This is a genomic window from Paraburkholderia sp. BL10I2N1, assembly GCF_004361815.1.
Classification (GTDB): domain Bacteria; phylum Pseudomonadota; class Gammaproteobacteria; order Burkholderiales; family Burkholderiaceae; genus Paraburkholderia.
In genome coordinates, this window is the sequence record NZ_SNWA01000002.1 from 709,890 (window position 1) to 724,756 (window position 14,867).

A 14,867-nucleotide genomic window follows, 5' to 3' on the forward strand; every position below is an offset into this window, starting at 1 on the left:
CTTGAGGAGTGCGAAGTGAGAGGTCGGGCCACCCGAAGCGCCTGCCGTTGCACGTCAGACGCGGCCCGTAACGGGGATCAACGCGCCGGTAATCGCCTGCGCATCTTTCGACAGCAAAAAGGCGATGACCGTACCGATCTGCACTGGCGTGACCCAGCGGCTGAAATCGGCATCGGGCATATCGGCGCGGTTCTGCTTTGTATCGATGATGCTGGGCAAAATCGCGTTGACCGTCACCCCTTTGTCTTTTAGCTCCTCGGCGAGCGCCTCGGTCAGGCGTGCCACGCCCGCTTTCGACGCCGAATAGGCGCCCATGCCGGCACCCGCCTTCAGCGCCGCGCCCGCGCTGATATTGACAATCCGCCCGGCGTCGCTCGCGACCAGATGGCGAATCGCCGCCTTCGATGCGTTCAGCGCCGTCTTCACGTTCACCTGAAACATCAGATCCCACGTGTCGACGCTACCATCCGCCACAGTCTCCCAGCGGAACCCACCGGCGACGTTGACAAGCGCGTCAAGTCCACCGAGCCGCGCGGCGATCGTATCGATTGCTTCCTGCGCTGCCGCCGGCTCGCCTAGATCAACTCCTCCAAGCAGAAAAGCATCGGCAAGTTGCGACGGCAGCGTACCCGCATCGGGCGCCCGTCCCCGACCGATCAGCGCAACCCGGGCACCTCGCTCCGCCAGCACCTGGGCTGCCACCAGACCGAGGCTGGCGAACGCGCCCGTGACGGCTAGTCTCTTCCCATTCACATTGTTCATCGCGTTTTTTCTGCTGGTGGCTCATCTGAGCGTCGGCGCCTTCGAGTGCGAAAGCGCGTGATCTACACAACGTCCAGAAAATACTCCAATACCAGTCTGCCGCGCACATGTTGTGAGGGGCGTGAGCATTTCGCCGCTCGCTCACCAGCCGCGACGCCCCGCGCCATCGCATTGCCAATGGTAAGGGCAATGTCAGCACAGCTTCGCACGGATCGGATCGAATCCCTGCCGGTATCGGGTAACCAGGTCTTCAGCGGTGTGTTGAAGGCGCGCTCTATCGACCGCCAATGCATCGCAAATGCCCTCCGCGATCTTCGGCACTTCAACGGCTGTCGACACCCCTGCTTCCTCCCAGGTAGTGGCGAAAGCAGTCTGCTTAGTAGCGAGTCTGGTTCGTGCCGGATGGCACAGATTGACGCGTGGCAGCGCGAACGCCATGGCGACGATTCTGCCATGCAGACTGCTTCCGCAATAGACGCGGCTGTATGCGATCAAAGCACAGATGTCCCAGATATTCAGCGAGCTGAATATCTTCGCCGACGGGACACGCATGCGCGCAAGGACGCGTCGGTAGCACGTCAGATCGTCATGCCAGGGCGCTGCGCCGGCGCGGAACAACACCACGCCGAGGCCGCTCGAAGTGGCAATCCGGTCAAGCTGGGCAGCAATTTCACACAGCGTTTCGTCATCGCCGAAGTCGGCACTGAACTGCACGGCGATGTACCGCTCGGGAAACGCATCGAGAATCCGCGAGATCGCACTGTGCGCGGCACACTGGCGAATCCGCTTGCCGAACAACTCCGCCACCATGACGGCGGGATCGGGAATAAGCCGTGTCGCGAGACCCGATGCGTCCAGTAGCGCCTTTGTCTGTCTGTCTCGCGTGCTGATGTCATCGGCCGCTTTGAGTTTTGCCAGAACCTCGGCACGCATCGCCGGATCACGTTCATCGAGGTCGACACCGCCAACCGCGTTATAGAACACGTGGACCGCCTGCGGAAACGATTCCCTTGCCAGGGTATAGGGTGCCCATGCAGCGACCCCAAGCCTCGCGCGCGCCCATGAAAGGCCGCCTTGCCGCCAGTCAGCGAGGCTCGCAATCGCTTCCTGCATCTTTTCCGGTCGCGACAGCATGACCGCTGCTTCCCATGCATCACAGGTAAGGAGTTCGCCCCCTGCGTGGATGACGTTCACAGGACGGTCGCGCAACGATGCGGCAACCTGAGCCAACGCGCGAACCTTGTGGCCGCCATGTGCGCGCAGATCTCGTCCTGCGAGGCCTGCAAACAGCAGATCGCTACGTGGCAGCATGCGCGCCATAACGTGCGGGAAAAGGAGGTCCCCAAAGTTGTGGCGATCGAAGGCGCCAAACAGTACGGTGGGAATGCCGGTCGATGCATCACGTTGCATGAAACGAACCCCGGACGGCCCTCATGATTGCGCCCATCACGTCTTGTGCGTGGACAGGAGGATATTCGTTTCCGTGTTCGCAATTCCGTCGATCATACGGATCGCCCCCAGTACCCGGTCAAAACTCTCCAGCGTATCGGCCCGCAGTTCCGCGATGAGATCCCACCGTCCGTTCGTGCTGTGAATCGTCGTGACGTTCGGATGTCCTCTTAATGAGCGGATCACTTCAGCCGCCCGGTTGCCGTCCACGGCGATCGTCATCACGGCCCGGATTCGCTGCGTCTCCGCGGCGGGTTTGAGACGGACCGTATAACCCGCGATCACGCCGTTTGTTTCGAGACGCGCGATGCGGTTCTGAACCGTCGCGCGTGCAATGTGCAACTGTTTTGCCAGTGTCACCACAGGCAGGCGAGCGTTGTCGCGCAGCAGGGCGATCAGTTGGCGGTCGATGTCGTCGAGCGTAATCATGTTCGATTCGTGCAGATTGAGCGTTGAAGGACAAGGCCTGGCGGCAGTCGCTATCTCTGAGTCCATGCCGCACCGGAACATGCAAAATGCCATCCATAACTAGCATTCTGCTATGGAAAATGACGATTTTGCAACCTTTGCTGGCTTTTTGTTGGCTACATCAAGGGGAATAATCATTCCATCGCTCCACTGCAGGAGCCGCTACAACAATGGAGATATGGCAATGACCCGCTTTCTGGATGTACCCGCCGCCTGCCGACTGGTCGCAGACATAGGCGTCGCGCGCTTTCTGAGCGAACTCGCCGACGCGATCCGGGCTGACTACCTGCGATGGCCGGACTTCGATAAATCTCCGCGCCTCGCGTGCCACTCCCGCGTGGGTGTGATCGAGTTGATGCCAGTCGCGGATTCGAAGCTGTTCGCCTTCAAGTATGTGAACGGTCATCCGATCAACGCCGAGCGCGGCATACACACCGTGATGGCTTTCGGCGCCCTCGCGGAAGTCGATACCGGATATCCCCTCTTCCTCTCGGAACTGACGCTGACCACCGCACTGCGAACTGCTGCAACGTCCGCCCTGGTCGCCCAGGTCCTCGCTCGACCGGACGCCCGCAAAATGGCATTGATCGGCAACGGTGCACAAAGCGAATTTCAGGCGCTCGCGTTTCACACACTGCTCGGCATCGACGAAATCCGCGTCTTCGATGTCGATCCGCACGCAACCGCAAAGCTGATCGGCAATCTCTCAGGCTACCCGGGGTTGCGTATCGTGCGCGCAGCGTCCACCGCCGATGCCGTGCGCGGCGCCGACATCGTGACCACTGTCACGGCGGACAAGGCCTACGCCACAATCATCACGGCCGACATGATCGAGCCCGGCATGCACATCAACGCGGTGGGCGGCGATTGTCCAGGCAAGACGGAACTCCATGCCGACGTTCTTCGCCGCGCGCGCGTGATCGTCGAGTACGAGCCGCAGACGCGGATCGAAGGCGACATCCAGCAGTTGCCGGACGACTTCCCGGTCATCGAACTCTGGCGCGTACTGCGCGGCGAAGTCGCCGGCCGGGAGCGCGCGGATCAGGTTACCGTGTTCGATTCGGTCGGCTTTGCGCTCGAGGACTATTCCGCGCTGCGGCACCTGTACGCACTGGCACAGAGCCGCAACGCCGGCATTGACGTCGCACTGATTCCTCCGGCTGTGGATCCCAAGAACCTGTTCGGCGAACTGGCGCCGCAACGCGGCGACGCAACCGCCACGCTGGCTGGCACTTACGGCTCCGTGATGTACAGCCGATGACTCCGGCAATCCATCGATAGCCCGTCACACACTCAATCTAACCTATCGTCATGAGCCTTGTTTCGATTCAGGCGCCGGGCGCCGTCGTCATGATCCGGCCGCAGCGCTTTCATCCCAATCCGGAAACCGCTGCAGACAACGCGTTCCAGCGCGCAGACGCGGCGGAAAACCTCGGCGCGCGCGCCGCCTTGGCCGCCGCGGCGCGCGACGAAGTCACTGGCGCGGCCGCGGCACTGGAAGCGGCGGGCGTGCGCGTACATGTTTTCGACGATCACGGCGAGCATCACACGCCGGATTCGGTGTTCCCGAACAACTGGTTTTCAACCCATGCGGGCGGACATGTGGCGCTTTATCCGATGCACTGCCCCAATCGGCGGCGCGAGCGTCGGATGGACGTTGTCGAGATGCTCAAGGCGCAATACCGCGTGCAGGACGTGATCGACTACTCGGGGCTGGAATATGACGGCGTCTTCCTTGAAGGTACCGGCGCCATGGTGCTCGACCATGTGGATCGGGTCGCCTACACCGCGCGTTCGCGCCGCGCCGACCCTGTGGCGCTCGAACGGTTTTGCACGCACTTCAACTTCGAGCCGATGTGCTTCGACACCTCCGATGCTGCAGGGCGTGCGGTGTATCACACCAACGTGATGATGAGCGTCGCGACTGAGTTTGCGATGGTTGGCCTCGACCTCATCCTGGACGTCGCGCGTCGTGCCGAGGTCCGCAGGCGCCTGCAGGAAAGCGGGCGCATCGTGATCGCACTCGATCACGCGCAGATCGCTAACTTCGCAGGCAATGCGCTGGAGCTTTCTGGCGCGGATGGCCGCGTGCTCGTCTTGTCCGAGCGTGCTGCCGCCAGCCTCACGCACCAGCAACGTGCGCTGATCGAGCGTTCCGCAAGGCTACTGCCTTTGCGGGTGCCTACGATCGAAATGGCCGGCGGTTCCGTGCGCTGCATGCTGGCCGGCATTCATCTCGCGCGACGGTCGTCCGCCAGCACTGCGTGACAGCTGCCGCTGCTTGCGCTGCTACACTTGGCACAACCTTGTTCCCCCAGGGAATCCGTGCCGCAATCCGGGTCGCCGTCACGTATTAGCAGATCTTCCTCTGAGAAATTCCACGATAAATGCTTCGATTCGAGAACCTTTGCAAGCGCTACGACGAGCGCGTCATCTTTCAGGGACTGCATTACAGCACCGGTGCGGGATGCGTCGCGCTGATCGATGAAAACGGAAGCGGCCGATCCACGTTGCTCGGCATTCTTGCCGGTACGATCGGCGCCGACGAAGGCGAGGTGTGGCTTGGTGGGCATTCGCTGCGTACCGCGCCGCTCGAGGCGAAATCCGTGCTTGCGTACGTGCCCGACGACTGTATGACGTATCCGCTCCAGACCGGTCGTGAGTTTCTCGAACGGGTGGCATCGAGCAGAAACACCGCGCTCGACACCCGCACGCTCGACTTCGCCCACCGCTTCGGCCTCGAGCCGCATCTCGAGAAGCGCTTCGAGCAAATGTCGCTCGGCACGCGAAAGAAAATATTCCTGACGGCGGCGGCGCTGGGCGAGACCGCCGTCGTTATCGCGGATGAACCGGGCGGCGGACTCGACGCCGCCGCGCGCGCTATCCTGATCGAATTGTTCAGGACGTTGGCAGGAGACCGTACGGTTTTTTTCGCGAGCCATGACATGGCGCTTACGCGAGGTTGCGATGCGAAAACGCTCAGTTTTGCCGACCTGGGTATGAGCGCCTAAGACACAAGCCGGGAACGACGCATACGGAGGCAAGCGAGACCGATGCCCGGTTGTCGATAACGGACGAGACTTCGAGTCGCGACAGGCTGCGTCGCTAATCGTCTTTTTTGCATGGAGTGGTCAGATCGAGTTCCAGGAACTTTGTACCTGGCACGGGGTTGAACACGTAAGGTCTTGAACCTTGCTGACTTCACGTTGCGTAGCCGCGCATCCGAAGTGCCAAACAGGAGCCAGCGGTTTCGCCTGGGCATCCGCCGTCCCCATACCGTATCGTGAATACAAGGTGCAGACTTTTTTGTCCGGCGCAGCTCGGTCCACGCAAGTGCTGCTTCCTGTGTTCTGAAAGCTATCGACCCTTCGCCCAGCAGGGCCTTTCCACATATCGGATAATTACGATATAAGATTCGTCCCGTAGCGATGTATCGCATGAAAACCCGGTCCACCCCGATGAAGATTGATATCGACGCGATCCACAAGGCGCTTGCCAATCCTGTACGCCGCGAGATTCTCGGCTGGCTGAAGGAGCCGCACGTGCACTTTGCAGACCAGGAATTGCCGTTCGACCACGGTGTGTGCGCAGGCAAGTTCGAAGGCCGCTGCGGACTGTCGCAGTCGACGGTCTCCGCGCATCTGGCCGCGTTGCAGCGCGCGGGCCTGGTAACGTCGAAGCGCGTCGGTCAATGGGTGTTCTTCAAGCGCAATGAAGCAGTCATTCAGGCCTTCGTCGAACACATGAACAAGGACCTCTGACCGGGTCCGACTGTGCCTGACCGGCCGGGTCAAGCCGCATCGCCACGCATTCCTTTATCACGCTATCTCATAGCCGAGGCCTCACGGCCCGCCAGCAAAGGTGAACACTTATGCCGACTCTTTTTGACCCGATCCAGATTGGCGATCTCACGTTGCCCAACCGCATTTTCATGGCGCCGCTGACGCGTCAACGTGCAGGCAAGATCCGCGTGCCGAACGCGCTGATGGCGAAGTACTACGTCGAACGCGCATCGGCGGGCCTGATCCTGAGCGAAGCGACGTCCGTCACGCCGCAAGGCATCGGTTATGCCGACACGCCGGGCATCTGGTCGGAGGAACAGGTCGCGGGCTGGAAGCTTGTCACGGAAGCCGTGCACAAGGCCGGCGGCAAGATCTTCCTGCAACTGTGGCACGTCGGCCGCGTCTCGGACCCGGTTTTCCTGAACGGCGACCTGCCCGTTGCGCCGAGCGCGATCGCCCCGCAAGGTCACGTCAGCCTCGTGCGCCCGAAGCGTGAATTCGTGACTCCGCGCGCACTCGATCTGGCGGAAATCCCGGGCATCGTCGACGCGTACCGCAAAGGTGCGGAAAACGCGCAGGCGGCCGGCTTCGACGGCGTCGAAGTGCACGGCGCAAACGGCTATCTGCTCGACCAGTTCCTGCAGGACAGCACGAACCATCGCACCGACGAGTACGGCGGCTCGATCGAAAACCGCGCACGTCTGCTGCTCGAAGTCACCGATGCGTGTATCGATGTGTGGGGCGCAAACCGCGTCGGCGTGCACCTCGCGCCGCGTGGCGATGCGCACACGATGGGCGACTCCGATCCGGCAGCGACCTTCGGCTATGTGGCGCGCGAACTCGGCAAGCGCAGGATCGCGTTCATCGCAGCGCGCGAATCGCTCGGCGACAACCGTCTCGGACCGCAACTGAAGGAAGCGTTCGGCGGCCCATACATCGCCAACGAAAAATTCACGAAGGAAAGCGCGCAGCACGTGCTCGACGCGGGTGAAGCCGACGCCGTCGCATGGGGCAAGCTCTTCATCGCGAATCCGGATCTGCCGCGCCGCTTCGAACTCGATGCCTCGCTGAACGAGCCGATTGCCGACACGTTCTACGCCGAAGGCGAGACGGGCTACACGGACTATCCGTCGCTGGAAGCCGTGAACGGATAACACGCAGGGTCTGCGGTAACAGGCGCGGGGTGCGCGACCGGAATCTGACGGTCGCGCACCCCGCGCTTTTTCGTGCGCCGCGCGTCAGATCAAAAAGCCATGTTCGCGGCGACCGCTCGGGACTACACTCCTGAAACCTGAATCCCGCGCGGCTCCCGATGGACCTGATGCACCTTCTGCAGGTTGCCCTGCACTTCGACAGCCACCTCGGCGGCCTGATCGAGCAATACGGCACGGCCGTGTATGCGATGCTGTTCGCGATCGTGTTCGTCGAAATCGCCTTCCTGCCGCTCTTCTTTCTGCCTGGCGACCCGCTGATTTTCATCTGCGGCGCGTTCGCCGCAACCGGCTCGCTCAACGTATGGCTCGTGATACCGGTGCTGTTCGCGGCGACAGTGGGCGGCAGCATCATCAACTACTGGATCGGCCGGGCGATCGGCGAGAAGGTCTACACAGCAAACTACCGATGGCTCGATAAAAACGCGCTGCGCCGCGCGCATGCGTTCTACGAAGCGCGCGGCGGCCTGACCTTCCTGCTGTCGCCGTTCATCGCGGTGGTGCGCACGTTCGCGCCGTTCGTCGGCGGGGTCGCACGCATGACGTTCGCGCGATTCGTGTCGTTCGTGGTGCTGGGCGCGGCGATCTGGATCGTCTCGCTCGTCATGGCTGGATATCTGTTCGGCAATGTGCCCTTCGTGCGCAATCATATGAGTTCGATCGTGCTGCTCGGCGTGGGACTCGGCGTTGGCTCGCTGCTCGTGAGCGGCTTGTGGCGTCTCGTCCATGGGCGGCGCCCACGGGTCTCTTCCGATACCTGAGCCCTTGCGGGGTGCGGCTGTATTCGCTGACGTGCGCTGTCGCCGGGCTCGCGGTGCTCGCGCATACGTTTGACGGCGTGTTGCCCGGCGCGTTCAAACCCAGCCGTCGATCTTCAGACCGCTTGCCTGCTCAGCCTCTTCGCGCGACACCTTGCGCACCGTCTGACCGAAGCTCCACACATGCCCTTCGGGGTCGCGCGCAGCATAGACGCGATCGCCATAAAACTGGTCGGCAAGTTCGCGCACGATCACGGCGCCTGTCGCACGGGTGCGTTCGCAATGCCCGTCGATGTCGGCATCGAGTTGAACGTGCACGCCCTGCGTGTTCTTGCCACCCACCGAAGCCGGACTCGCGGTGTGCTCGGCCCATTCACTGCCGAGCACCACCCACCGAATCCGGACTCGCGGTGTGCTCGGCCCATTCACTGCCGAGCATCAGATAGCTATCGCCGAAGCGCAATTCGGAATGGGCGACGCGGCCTTCGCTATCCGTTATGACCATCGTGCGCTCGAAACCGAATGCCTTCTCCAGCCAGTCGAGCGCGGCCAGCGGGTCCTTGTAGTACAGCGCGGCGGCGAGTGATCGACGGCGAACCGGGTCTTCCATGACTGTCTCCCTCTGTTGAGCCTGATCGCTCATCCTCGCTAAACATGGGCTCGCTCGCAAGAGCGAACACAGCCCGGCGACCATCAGGAGAAATCCAAACCTTTCTTTTTCCTTTCTGTTCAGTTCAAATAGGCGACTTCAACTTATCGTTACGGAGTTATGTATGTCGCACTTCATGCAAGGCGCAGTGACCCTGGGAGGCTGCATCGGTGTTTTCACGGTGGTGGTAAGCGTCATCGAAATGCTCGCAAACTGACCGCTTTGGATTCGGGCCGGTGGCGCACGGCGGCCGGCGCACCGTCGACGGGGCATGTGTGCTGCTGTGGGACGCCAGGCGGACGCCGGCGACTCAAACTGTGTATCCTGAGCCCTGTTCACGGTGCCGCTCGCCCGGCCCGTTCCCCTGACGGAGCCCTCCAGTGACCGATCGTCCCCAGTCTCCCCTGCCGCCGCAGTCGTCCGCTGACATCGACCCCGAACTTGTCGAGGTTGCGCGTGAAGTATTCGAACTTGCACGGCGTGGCGACGCGGCCACGCTCGCCGCGTTCATCGACAAAGGCGTGCCGCCGAACCTGCGTAACGAAAAGGGTGACAGCCTGCTGATGCTGGCGAGCTACCACGGCCACACCGATGCCGTGCGCACGCTGCTCGAACGCGGAGCGGACCCGGACCTGCGCAACGACAATGGCCAGACGCCCATCGCCGGCGCGGCCTTCAAGGGCTTCAAAGCCGTGATCGAGACCCTGCTTGAGCACGGCGCGGACGTCGAAGGCGCATCGCCGGATGGCCGCACAGCCCTGATGATCGCCGCGATGTTCAACCGCACGGAAATCGTCGACCTGCTGATCGCCCGCGGGGCAAACCCACAGGCGCGCGACACTGCGGGATTGACGCCGCTCGACGCCGCCAACCAGATGGGCGCGCCCGATACCCCGGCACAACTGGCGAAACCGCGCTCCTGAAGCGCCGGAACCGGCAGCCGTTCCCGACCGGCTAGCGTCCTCTCGCTAGCCTTGATCACCGCCCCCGACCGGAAGCACCGTGCCGGTGATATAGGATGCCTCGTCCGAAGCCAGGAACAGGATCGCACTGACCTGCTCGTCGATCGTCCCATAGCGATGCATCAGACTCGACGCGATCGTCTGGTCGACGATGCCCTGATACCACCTGGCTTCCTGTTCGCTCTGCTGTTCGGCATTGCGTGGCACTTTTCTCGGCGGCGCTTCAGTGCCACCGGTCGCGACGGCATTCACCCGAATGCCATCCTGAGCATGTTCGAACGCGAGACTCGCAGTCATCGCATTGACGCCGCCCTTGGAAGCGGCATACGGCACGCGATAGAGGCTGCGTGTCGCGATCGACGACACGTTGACGATCGCGCCGCGTTTTCGCTCGATCATTGCGGGCAACACCGCGCGGCAGCACCAGAGCGTTGGAAACAGCGAGCGCCGAACCTCTGCTTCGATCTGCGCTTCCTCGTAGTGCTCATAGGGCTTCGCCCAGATGGTGCCACCGACATTGTTCACGAGAACATCGATGCGCTCATAGGTCTCGAGCGCCGCCCGCATCAGCAGGCTTGCGCCTGCATACGTCTCGAGGTCCGCGATGACCGGAAGGCAGCGCCCGCCGCGCACCGAAATTTCACTCGCGACCTCGCGCACCAGTTCCGACCGGTCGCAGAGCACGACCGTCGCCCCTTCCTCGGCCGCACCGAGCGCCACACCGCGCCCGATGCCCTGCGCCGCGCCCGTGACGACAACAACCTTATCCTTGAAGCGAGAGAACGTTTTCATGCTGTCAGACCGCCGTGCTGGCTGAGAACTTTTCGTAGTGGAAGTTGACCGGCGTCACGCCCTCGTCGCGCAACCAGGCACGCACCGCCTCCACCATGGCGACCGGACCGCACAGATAAACGTCGACCTCTCCGCCGTTGAGCCATTCCGGCTCGACATGCCCGGTGACGTAGCCCTTACGCGGATGCGCACTGGAGTCGTCCGCCACGCAGGTGCGGTACTCGAAATGCGCGAGCTTGCGCTGCGCTTCGTCGAGTTGCTCGAGGCAGACGAGATCGGTATCGTTCGTCACGCCGTAGACCATCCTGACCGGCTGCGTGTTGCCGCCGGCAGCCAGCACGTCGAACATCGACAGGAAAGGCGCAATGCCGGTGCCACCGGCAAGAAACAGCACGGGCCGCACGGGCTCACGGAGGTAGAAGCTTCCGTACGGTCCCGAGAACGCCATGCGCTGGCCCGGCCTCGCTTCTGCCGACAGGTATTGGCTCATGCGGCCGTCCGCCACATTGCGCACGACAAACGAAACGCGGGAAGCACCGGGCGGCGAACTGAACGAATAGGAGCGGTACGCGTCGCTGCCGGGTATTTCGACGTTCACGTACTGTCCCGGCAGGAAGCCCGGTTTGCCGGCATCGTCGACATCGATCGAAAAGTGAATCGTCGAGTCGGACAGCCGTTCCACCGCTGCGAGCGTGCCTTCATGCCGCGACACGCCTGTCTTGCATACGGCGGACGAAGCCGGCACACGGATCACGCAATCCGAGCGGGGCCGCGTCTGGCAACAGAGAACAAAGCCCTGTTCTGCCTCGTCGGCAGTGAGCGCATCCTCGATATAGCTCGAAGCGGGAAGGTCATACTGCCCCGCTTCGCAAAAGCTGCGGCATGCGCCGCATGCGCCATCCCGGCAGTCCAGCGGGACGTTGATCTTTTGCCGGTACGCCGCGTCGGCGAGCGTCTCTGTGTCCCGGCACGTGATGAAACGGGTGACCCCGTCTTCGAACTGAAGCGCAATGCTGTGTTCCATGACCTGCTCCTCGACCCTGCTTCCGAACCCTGCGTGCTCAGATGTGGTAGATATCGATGACCTGATTGATGTAGTCGTTTTTCAACACGACATACTTGTTCAGGATCTGCGGCTCTTCACGCGAAAAATCGATCACGTAGCGCGACATGCCGAAGTAGCTGTAGTTCGTCCTGTACCGGTGGCTGAGCGTGTGCCAGTTGAAACGAACCGTGCAGACGCCGTTCTCTTCACTTTCGAGTTCGACGTTGGCAATGTTGTGGCTGGTACGTGTATCCGGCATCGTTGCGCTCGAACGCTCGGTCTTGATACGAAAGACGCGGTCCTCCAGCCCCTGGCGGCTCGGGTAGTAGATCAGCGAGATTTCGCGCTGCGGATCCGTGACCAGCTTGTCTTCGTCGTCCCACGACGGCATCCAGAAGACAGCGTCAGGGTGATAGCAGGTGAGCCATTCGTCCCATTGCTCATCGTCGAGCAGCCGGCTCTCGCGGTAAAGGAACCCCTGGATTTCGGCGAGCGTTATGTTGTTCATGCGGGTATTCATGCCGGGCTCCCTTCGACAGCCAACGCCTTCTTCATCGTTTCCACCCAGTAGCGGTGCTGAATCGTATAGAGGCCTTCGTCTTCGGTCTTCACGCCGCTCATCACAGGGGAAAGACCGATCTTGCGTGCCGCTTCGTCCGGACCAGCGATCCAGTGCGTCGACCCGCGGCACATGTCGTTCCATTCGAGCGCACGGGCTGCGTAGCCTTGCTGGCATGCACGGAATTCCTCGAGATCGTCAGGCGTTGCCATGCCGCTCACATTGAAGAAGTCTTCGTACTGGCGGATGCGTTGCGCACGGGCTTCGTCCGACTCACCCTTCGGCGCGATGCAGTAGATCGTCACTTCGGTCTTGTTGACGGACAGCGGGCGCAGCACGCGAATCTGCGAGCCGAACTGGTCCATCAGGTAAACGTTCGGGTAAAGGCACAGGTTGCGCGAGTTCTGGATCATCCAGTCCGCTGTCTCGCCGCCGCAGCGCGCGGCAAATTCGTCGCGTCGGCTGAAGTTGGGACGGTCTTCCGGGTTCGCCCAGCGCGACCACAGCAGCATGTGGCCGTGCTCGAACGCGTAGAAGCCGCCACCCTGGCGCCCCCAGTTGCCCGCGTCCATCGCGCGGATGTTGTCTTCACGCACACTTTCCTGCTTGCGATGGTTGGTGGTGGCCGCGTAGTTCCAGTGAACCGCCGACACGTGATAACCATCCGCGCCGTTTTCCGCAGTGAGTTTCCAGTTGCCTTCGTACGTATAGGTCGACGAACCGCGCAGCACCTCGAGACCATCGGCAGACTGGTCGACGATCATGTCGATGATGCGGGCGGCCTCACCGAGGTATTCGCTGAGCGGCTGCACGTCCGCATTCAGGCTGCCGAACAGGAAGCCGCGATAGCTTTCGAAGCGCGCAACCTTCCTGAGATCGTGCGACGCTTCCTTGTTGAAGCACTCCGGGTAACCGGCGCCTTCCGGATCCTTCACCTTCAACAGCTTGCCGCTGTTGTTGAAGGTCCAGCCGTGAAACGGGCACGTGTAGGTTGCCTTGTTGCCGCGCTTGTGGCGGCACAGCATCGCGCCGCGGTGCGTGCATGAGTTGATGAGCGCATTGAGCTCGCCCTGCCGGTTGCGCGCGATCACCACCGGCTGACGGCCCATGTAGGTGGTGTAGTAGTCGTTGTTGTTCGGGATCTGGCTTTCGTGAGCGAGATAGATCCAGTTGCCCTCGAAAATGTGCTGCATTTCGAGTTCGAACAACGCCTCGTCAGTGAATGCGCTGCGATGAAGACGATAGTCGCCGCGCGCCTCGTCTTCCACCAGGTAGTCGTCGATGTGCTTGAGCTTCGGACTATGGTCAGGGTAAATCGGAATCATCACGTGTCTCCGGAATCTTGGGATGGCCGGGCATCGTTGCGCCCGGCCCGCCCGGGCAACTTGCCAGCGCAACTCGCCTGGGTAGTTCGCCTGCGTACTGCCCTCAGGCCACGGCGCGCTTGCGCTCGACCTCAACGGCTGGCGCCGTTGGATGTTCGGCATTCAGGCGGAAGTCGAAATCGATCGAAACGAATGGCTTGTCGACGCCCTGTGCCTTGATCCGTTCGGGCGATGAAGTGCGGGAGACTTCCGGCACGAGCCCTTCCCGGCTGGCGAAAGCAAAGTCGTCCCACAGGTATTCGTCGCCATCGATATTGATCTGCGTCGTGAGCTTGCGATGGCCGGGCGCGGAAACGAAGAAATGAATGTGCGCGGGCCGGCGGCCGTGACGGCCAAGCTTGTCGAGCAGGCGCTGCGTCGTGCCTTCGGGCGGGCAACCATAGCCGACCGGCACGATACTGCGAAACTGGTAGCGGCCGTTGCGATCCGCGACGATCGTTCGACGCAGATTGAAATCGGACTGGGTCTTGTCGAAGAACGAGTAATTGCCGAGCAGGTTGGCATGCCAGACTTCAACTTGAGCGCCAGGCAGCGGCTTGCCGTTCGAGTCGTGCACGGTGCCTTGCATGAACAGCACATCGCCCTCGTCGGTTTCGGTGCCGTCGTCAAGTCGCGCAAAGCCCTCGCTCTTCGGCGCACCGGCCACATACAGCGGCCCTTCGATGGTGCGCGGCGTGCCACCCGTCAGGCCGATAGTCGCTTCGGCCTCGTCCATCCGGATGTCGAGGAAGCGTTCGAGCCCGAGCCCCGCGGCCAGCAGTCCCAGTTCCTGCGAAGCACCCGCCTCGGAGAAATACTCGATGCCCTTCCACACTTCGGTCGGGCTCAGATCGAGATCCTCGATGGCCTTGAAGAGGTCGGCGGTCAGACGGACCGCGACCTGTTGAATACGCTGGTCGACCTGCCCCTGGGCGGTGTCGACGATGAACCCTTTCACGAGGGCCTCGATTTCTGGGTGAGTCATTGTCTGCTCCTGATCTCTGATTCTGGTATGCACGGGAATCACGACCCATGCCGCTTCCGTGAGGACAGGCGGCGCCATCGA

15 protein-coding genes and 1 pseudogene are annotated in these 14,867 nt (G+C 62.1%); 7 read left to right on the forward strand and 9 right to left on the reverse strand.

Annotated elements, in window-relative coordinates:
• Positions 1-54 precede the first annotated feature (54 nt).
• The 3 genes from B0G77_RS25175 to B0G77_RS25185 all read right to left on the reverse strand — a co-directional run bounded on the left by B0G77_RS25175 (position 55) and on the right by B0G77_RS25185 (position 2,640).
• Positions 55-762, reverse strand: a complete 708-nt coding sequence (locus B0G77_RS25175; RefSeq protein WP_133664755.1) for an SDR family NAD(P)-dependent oxidoreductase — start codon at positions 760-762, stop codon at positions 55-57.
• Positions 763-954: 192 nt separating this feature from the next.
• Positions 955-2,172: a polysaccharide pyruvyl transferase family protein gene (locus B0G77_RS25180; RefSeq protein ID WP_133664756.1), complete on the reverse strand. Its 1,218-nt coding sequence runs from the start codon at positions 2,170-2,172 to the stop codon at positions 955-957.
• A 36-nt stretch (positions 2,173-2,208) separates the two neighbouring features.
• Positions 2,209-2,640 (reverse strand): Lrp/AsnC family transcriptional regulator, encoded by a 432-nt coding sequence (locus tag B0G77_RS25185; protein ID WP_133664757.1) that lies wholly within the window; start codon positions 2,638-2,640, stop codon positions 2,209-2,211.
• Positions 2,641-2,863: 223 nt separating this feature from the next.
• Between B0G77_RS25185 and B0G77_RS25190 the strand changes: the two genes are divergently transcribed.
• The 6 genes from B0G77_RS25190 to B0G77_RS25215 all read left to right on the forward strand — a co-directional run bounded on the left by B0G77_RS25190 (position 2,864) and on the right by B0G77_RS25215 (position 8,433).
• Positions 2,864-3,940 carry an ornithine cyclodeaminase gene (locus tag B0G77_RS25190; RefSeq protein WP_133664758.1) on the forward strand — a complete coding sequence of 359 codons (1,077 nt, stop codon included), beginning with the start codon at positions 2,864-2,866 and terminating at the stop codon, positions 3,938-3,940.
• A gap of 50 nt (positions 3,941-3,990) precedes the next feature.
• Positions 3,991-4,947, forward strand: a complete 957-nt coding sequence (locus tag B0G77_RS25195; RefSeq protein WP_133664759.1) for an arginine deiminase-related protein — start codon at positions 3,991-3,993, stop codon at positions 4,945-4,947.
• 119 nt (positions 4,948-5,066) lie between these two features.
• Positions 5,067-5,690 carry an ABC transporter ATP-binding protein gene (locus B0G77_RS25200; RefSeq protein WP_133664760.1) on the forward strand — a complete coding sequence of 208 codons (624 nt, stop codon included), beginning with the start codon at positions 5,067-5,069 and terminating at the stop codon, positions 5,688-5,690.
• Between the two features lie 447 nt (positions 5,691-6,137).
• On the forward strand, positions 6,138-6,440 hold the full coding sequence (locus B0G77_RS25205) for a helix-turn-helix transcriptional regulator (RefSeq protein ID WP_133666858.1): 303 nt from the start codon (positions 6,138-6,140) through the stop codon (positions 6,438-6,440).
• A 110-nt stretch (positions 6,441-6,550) separates the two neighbouring features.
• On the forward strand, positions 6,551-7,615 hold the full coding sequence (locus tag B0G77_RS25210; protein WP_133664761.1) for an alkene reductase: 1,065 nt from the start codon (positions 6,551-6,553) through the stop codon (positions 7,613-7,615).
• A gap of 158 nt (positions 7,616-7,773) precedes the next feature.
• Positions 7,774-8,433, forward strand: coding sequence for a VTT domain-containing protein (locus B0G77_RS25215; RefSeq protein WP_133664762.1), 660 nt, complete (start codon positions 7,774-7,776; stop codon positions 8,431-8,433).
• A 93-nt stretch (positions 8,434-8,526) separates the two neighbouring features.
• On the opposite strand, the pseudogene B0G77_RS25220 reads toward B0G77_RS25215, so the two are convergent.
• Positions 8,527-9,040 (reverse strand): annotated as a pseudogene (locus B0G77_RS25220) (VOC family protein).
• Positions 9,041-9,459: 419 nt separating this feature from the next.
• On the opposite strand from B0G77_RS25220, the gene B0G77_RS25225 reads away from it, so the two are divergent.
• The gene (locus tag B0G77_RS25225; protein ID WP_243751203.1) at positions 9,460-10,002 is read left to right on the forward strand and encodes an ankyrin repeat domain-containing protein; all 543 of its coding nucleotides are present in this window, start codon (positions 9,460-9,462) and stop codon (positions 10,000-10,002) included.
• A gap of 45 nt (positions 10,003-10,047) precedes the next feature.
• Here the strand turns inward: B0G77_RS25225 and B0G77_RS25230 are convergent, their stop codons facing one another.
• The 5 genes from B0G77_RS25230 to catA all read right to left on the reverse strand — a co-directional run bounded on the left by B0G77_RS25230 (position 10,048) and on the right by catA (position 14,786).
• A complete protein-coding gene (locus B0G77_RS25230; RefSeq protein WP_133664763.1) occupies positions 10,048-10,833 on the reverse strand; it encodes a 1,6-dihydroxycyclohexa-2,4-diene-1-carboxylate dehydrogenase in 786 nt (261 codons plus the stop codon).
• 4 nt (positions 10,834-10,837) lie between these two features.
• On the reverse strand, positions 10,838-11,857 hold the full coding sequence (gene benC, locus B0G77_RS25235) for a benzoate 1,2-dioxygenase electron transfer component BenC (protein WP_133664764.1): 1,020 nt from the start codon (positions 11,855-11,857) through the stop codon (positions 10,838-10,840).
• Between the two features lie 37 nt (positions 11,858-11,894).
• Positions 11,895-12,386: a benzoate 1,2-dioxygenase small subunit gene (gene benB, locus B0G77_RS25240; RefSeq protein ID WP_133666860.1), complete on the reverse strand. Its 492-nt coding sequence runs from the start codon at positions 12,384-12,386 to the stop codon at positions 11,895-11,897.
• Between the two features lie 8 nt (positions 12,387-12,394).
• Positions 12,395-13,762, reverse strand: coding sequence for a benzoate 1,2-dioxygenase large subunit (gene benA / locus B0G77_RS25245; RefSeq protein ID WP_133664765.1), 1,368 nt, complete (start codon positions 13,760-13,762; stop codon positions 12,395-12,397).
• Positions 13,763-13,865: 103 nt separating this feature from the next.
• Entirely contained in the window at positions 13,866-14,786 is a 921-nt protein-coding gene (gene catA / locus B0G77_RS25250) for a catechol 1,2-dioxygenase (RefSeq protein WP_133664766.1), read from the reverse strand.
• Positions 14,787-14,867: the final 81 nt, after the last annotated feature.

Excerpts from the sequence above, each read along its gene's own strand:
- B0G77_RS25175 (WP_133664755.1), bottom strand. The coding sequence starts at position 762 with ATGAACAATGTGAATGGGAAGAGACTAGCCGTCACGGGCGCGTTCGCC.
- B0G77_RS25215 (WP_133664762.1), top strand. The coding sequence starts at position 7,774 with ATGGACCTGATGCACCTTCTGCAGGTTGCCCTGCACTTCGACAGCCAC.
- benA (WP_133664765.1), bottom strand. The coding sequence starts at position 13,762 with ATGATTCCGATTTACCCTGACCATAGTCCGAAGCTCAAGCACATCGAC.
- benB (WP_133666860.1), bottom strand. The coding sequence starts at position 12,386 with ATGAACAACATAACGCTCGCCGAAATCCAGGGGTTCCTTTACCGCGAG.
- B0G77_RS25190 (WP_133664758.1), top strand. The coding sequence starts at position 2,864 with ATGACCCGCTTTCTGGATGTACCCGCCGCCTGCCGACTGGTCGCAGAC.
- benC (WP_133664764.1), bottom strand. The coding sequence starts at position 11,857 with ATGGAACACAGCATTGCGCTTCAGTTCGAAGACGGGGTCACCCGTTTC.
- B0G77_RS25185 (WP_133664757.1), bottom strand. The coding sequence starts at position 2,640 with ATGATTACGCTCGACGACATCGACCGCCAACTGATCGCCCTGCTGCGC.
- B0G77_RS25200 (WP_133664760.1), top strand. The coding sequence starts at position 5,067 with ATGCTTCGATTCGAGAACCTTTGCAAGCGCTACGACGAGCGCGTCATC.
- B0G77_RS25180 (WP_133664756.1), bottom strand. The coding sequence starts at position 2,172 with ATGCAACGTGATGCATCGACCGGCATTCCCACCGTACTGTTTGGCGCC.
- B0G77_RS25210 (WP_133664761.1), top strand. The coding sequence starts at position 6,551 with ATGCCGACTCTTTTTGACCCGATCCAGATTGGCGATCTCACGTTGCCC.
- B0G77_RS25230 (WP_133664763.1), bottom strand. The coding sequence starts at position 10,833 with ATGAAAACGTTCTCTCGCTTCAAGGATAAGGTTGTTGTCGTCACGGGC.
- B0G77_RS25195 (WP_133664759.1), top strand. The coding sequence starts at position 3,991 with ATGAGCCTTGTTTCGATTCAGGCGCCGGGCGCCGTCGTCATGATCCGG.
- B0G77_RS25205 (WP_133666858.1), top strand. The coding sequence starts at position 6,138 with ATGAAGATTGATATCGACGCGATCCACAAGGCGCTTGCCAATCCTGTA.
- catA (WP_133664766.1), bottom strand. The coding sequence starts at position 14,786 with ATGACTCACCCAGAAATCGAGGCCCTCGTGAAAGGGTTCATCGTCGAC.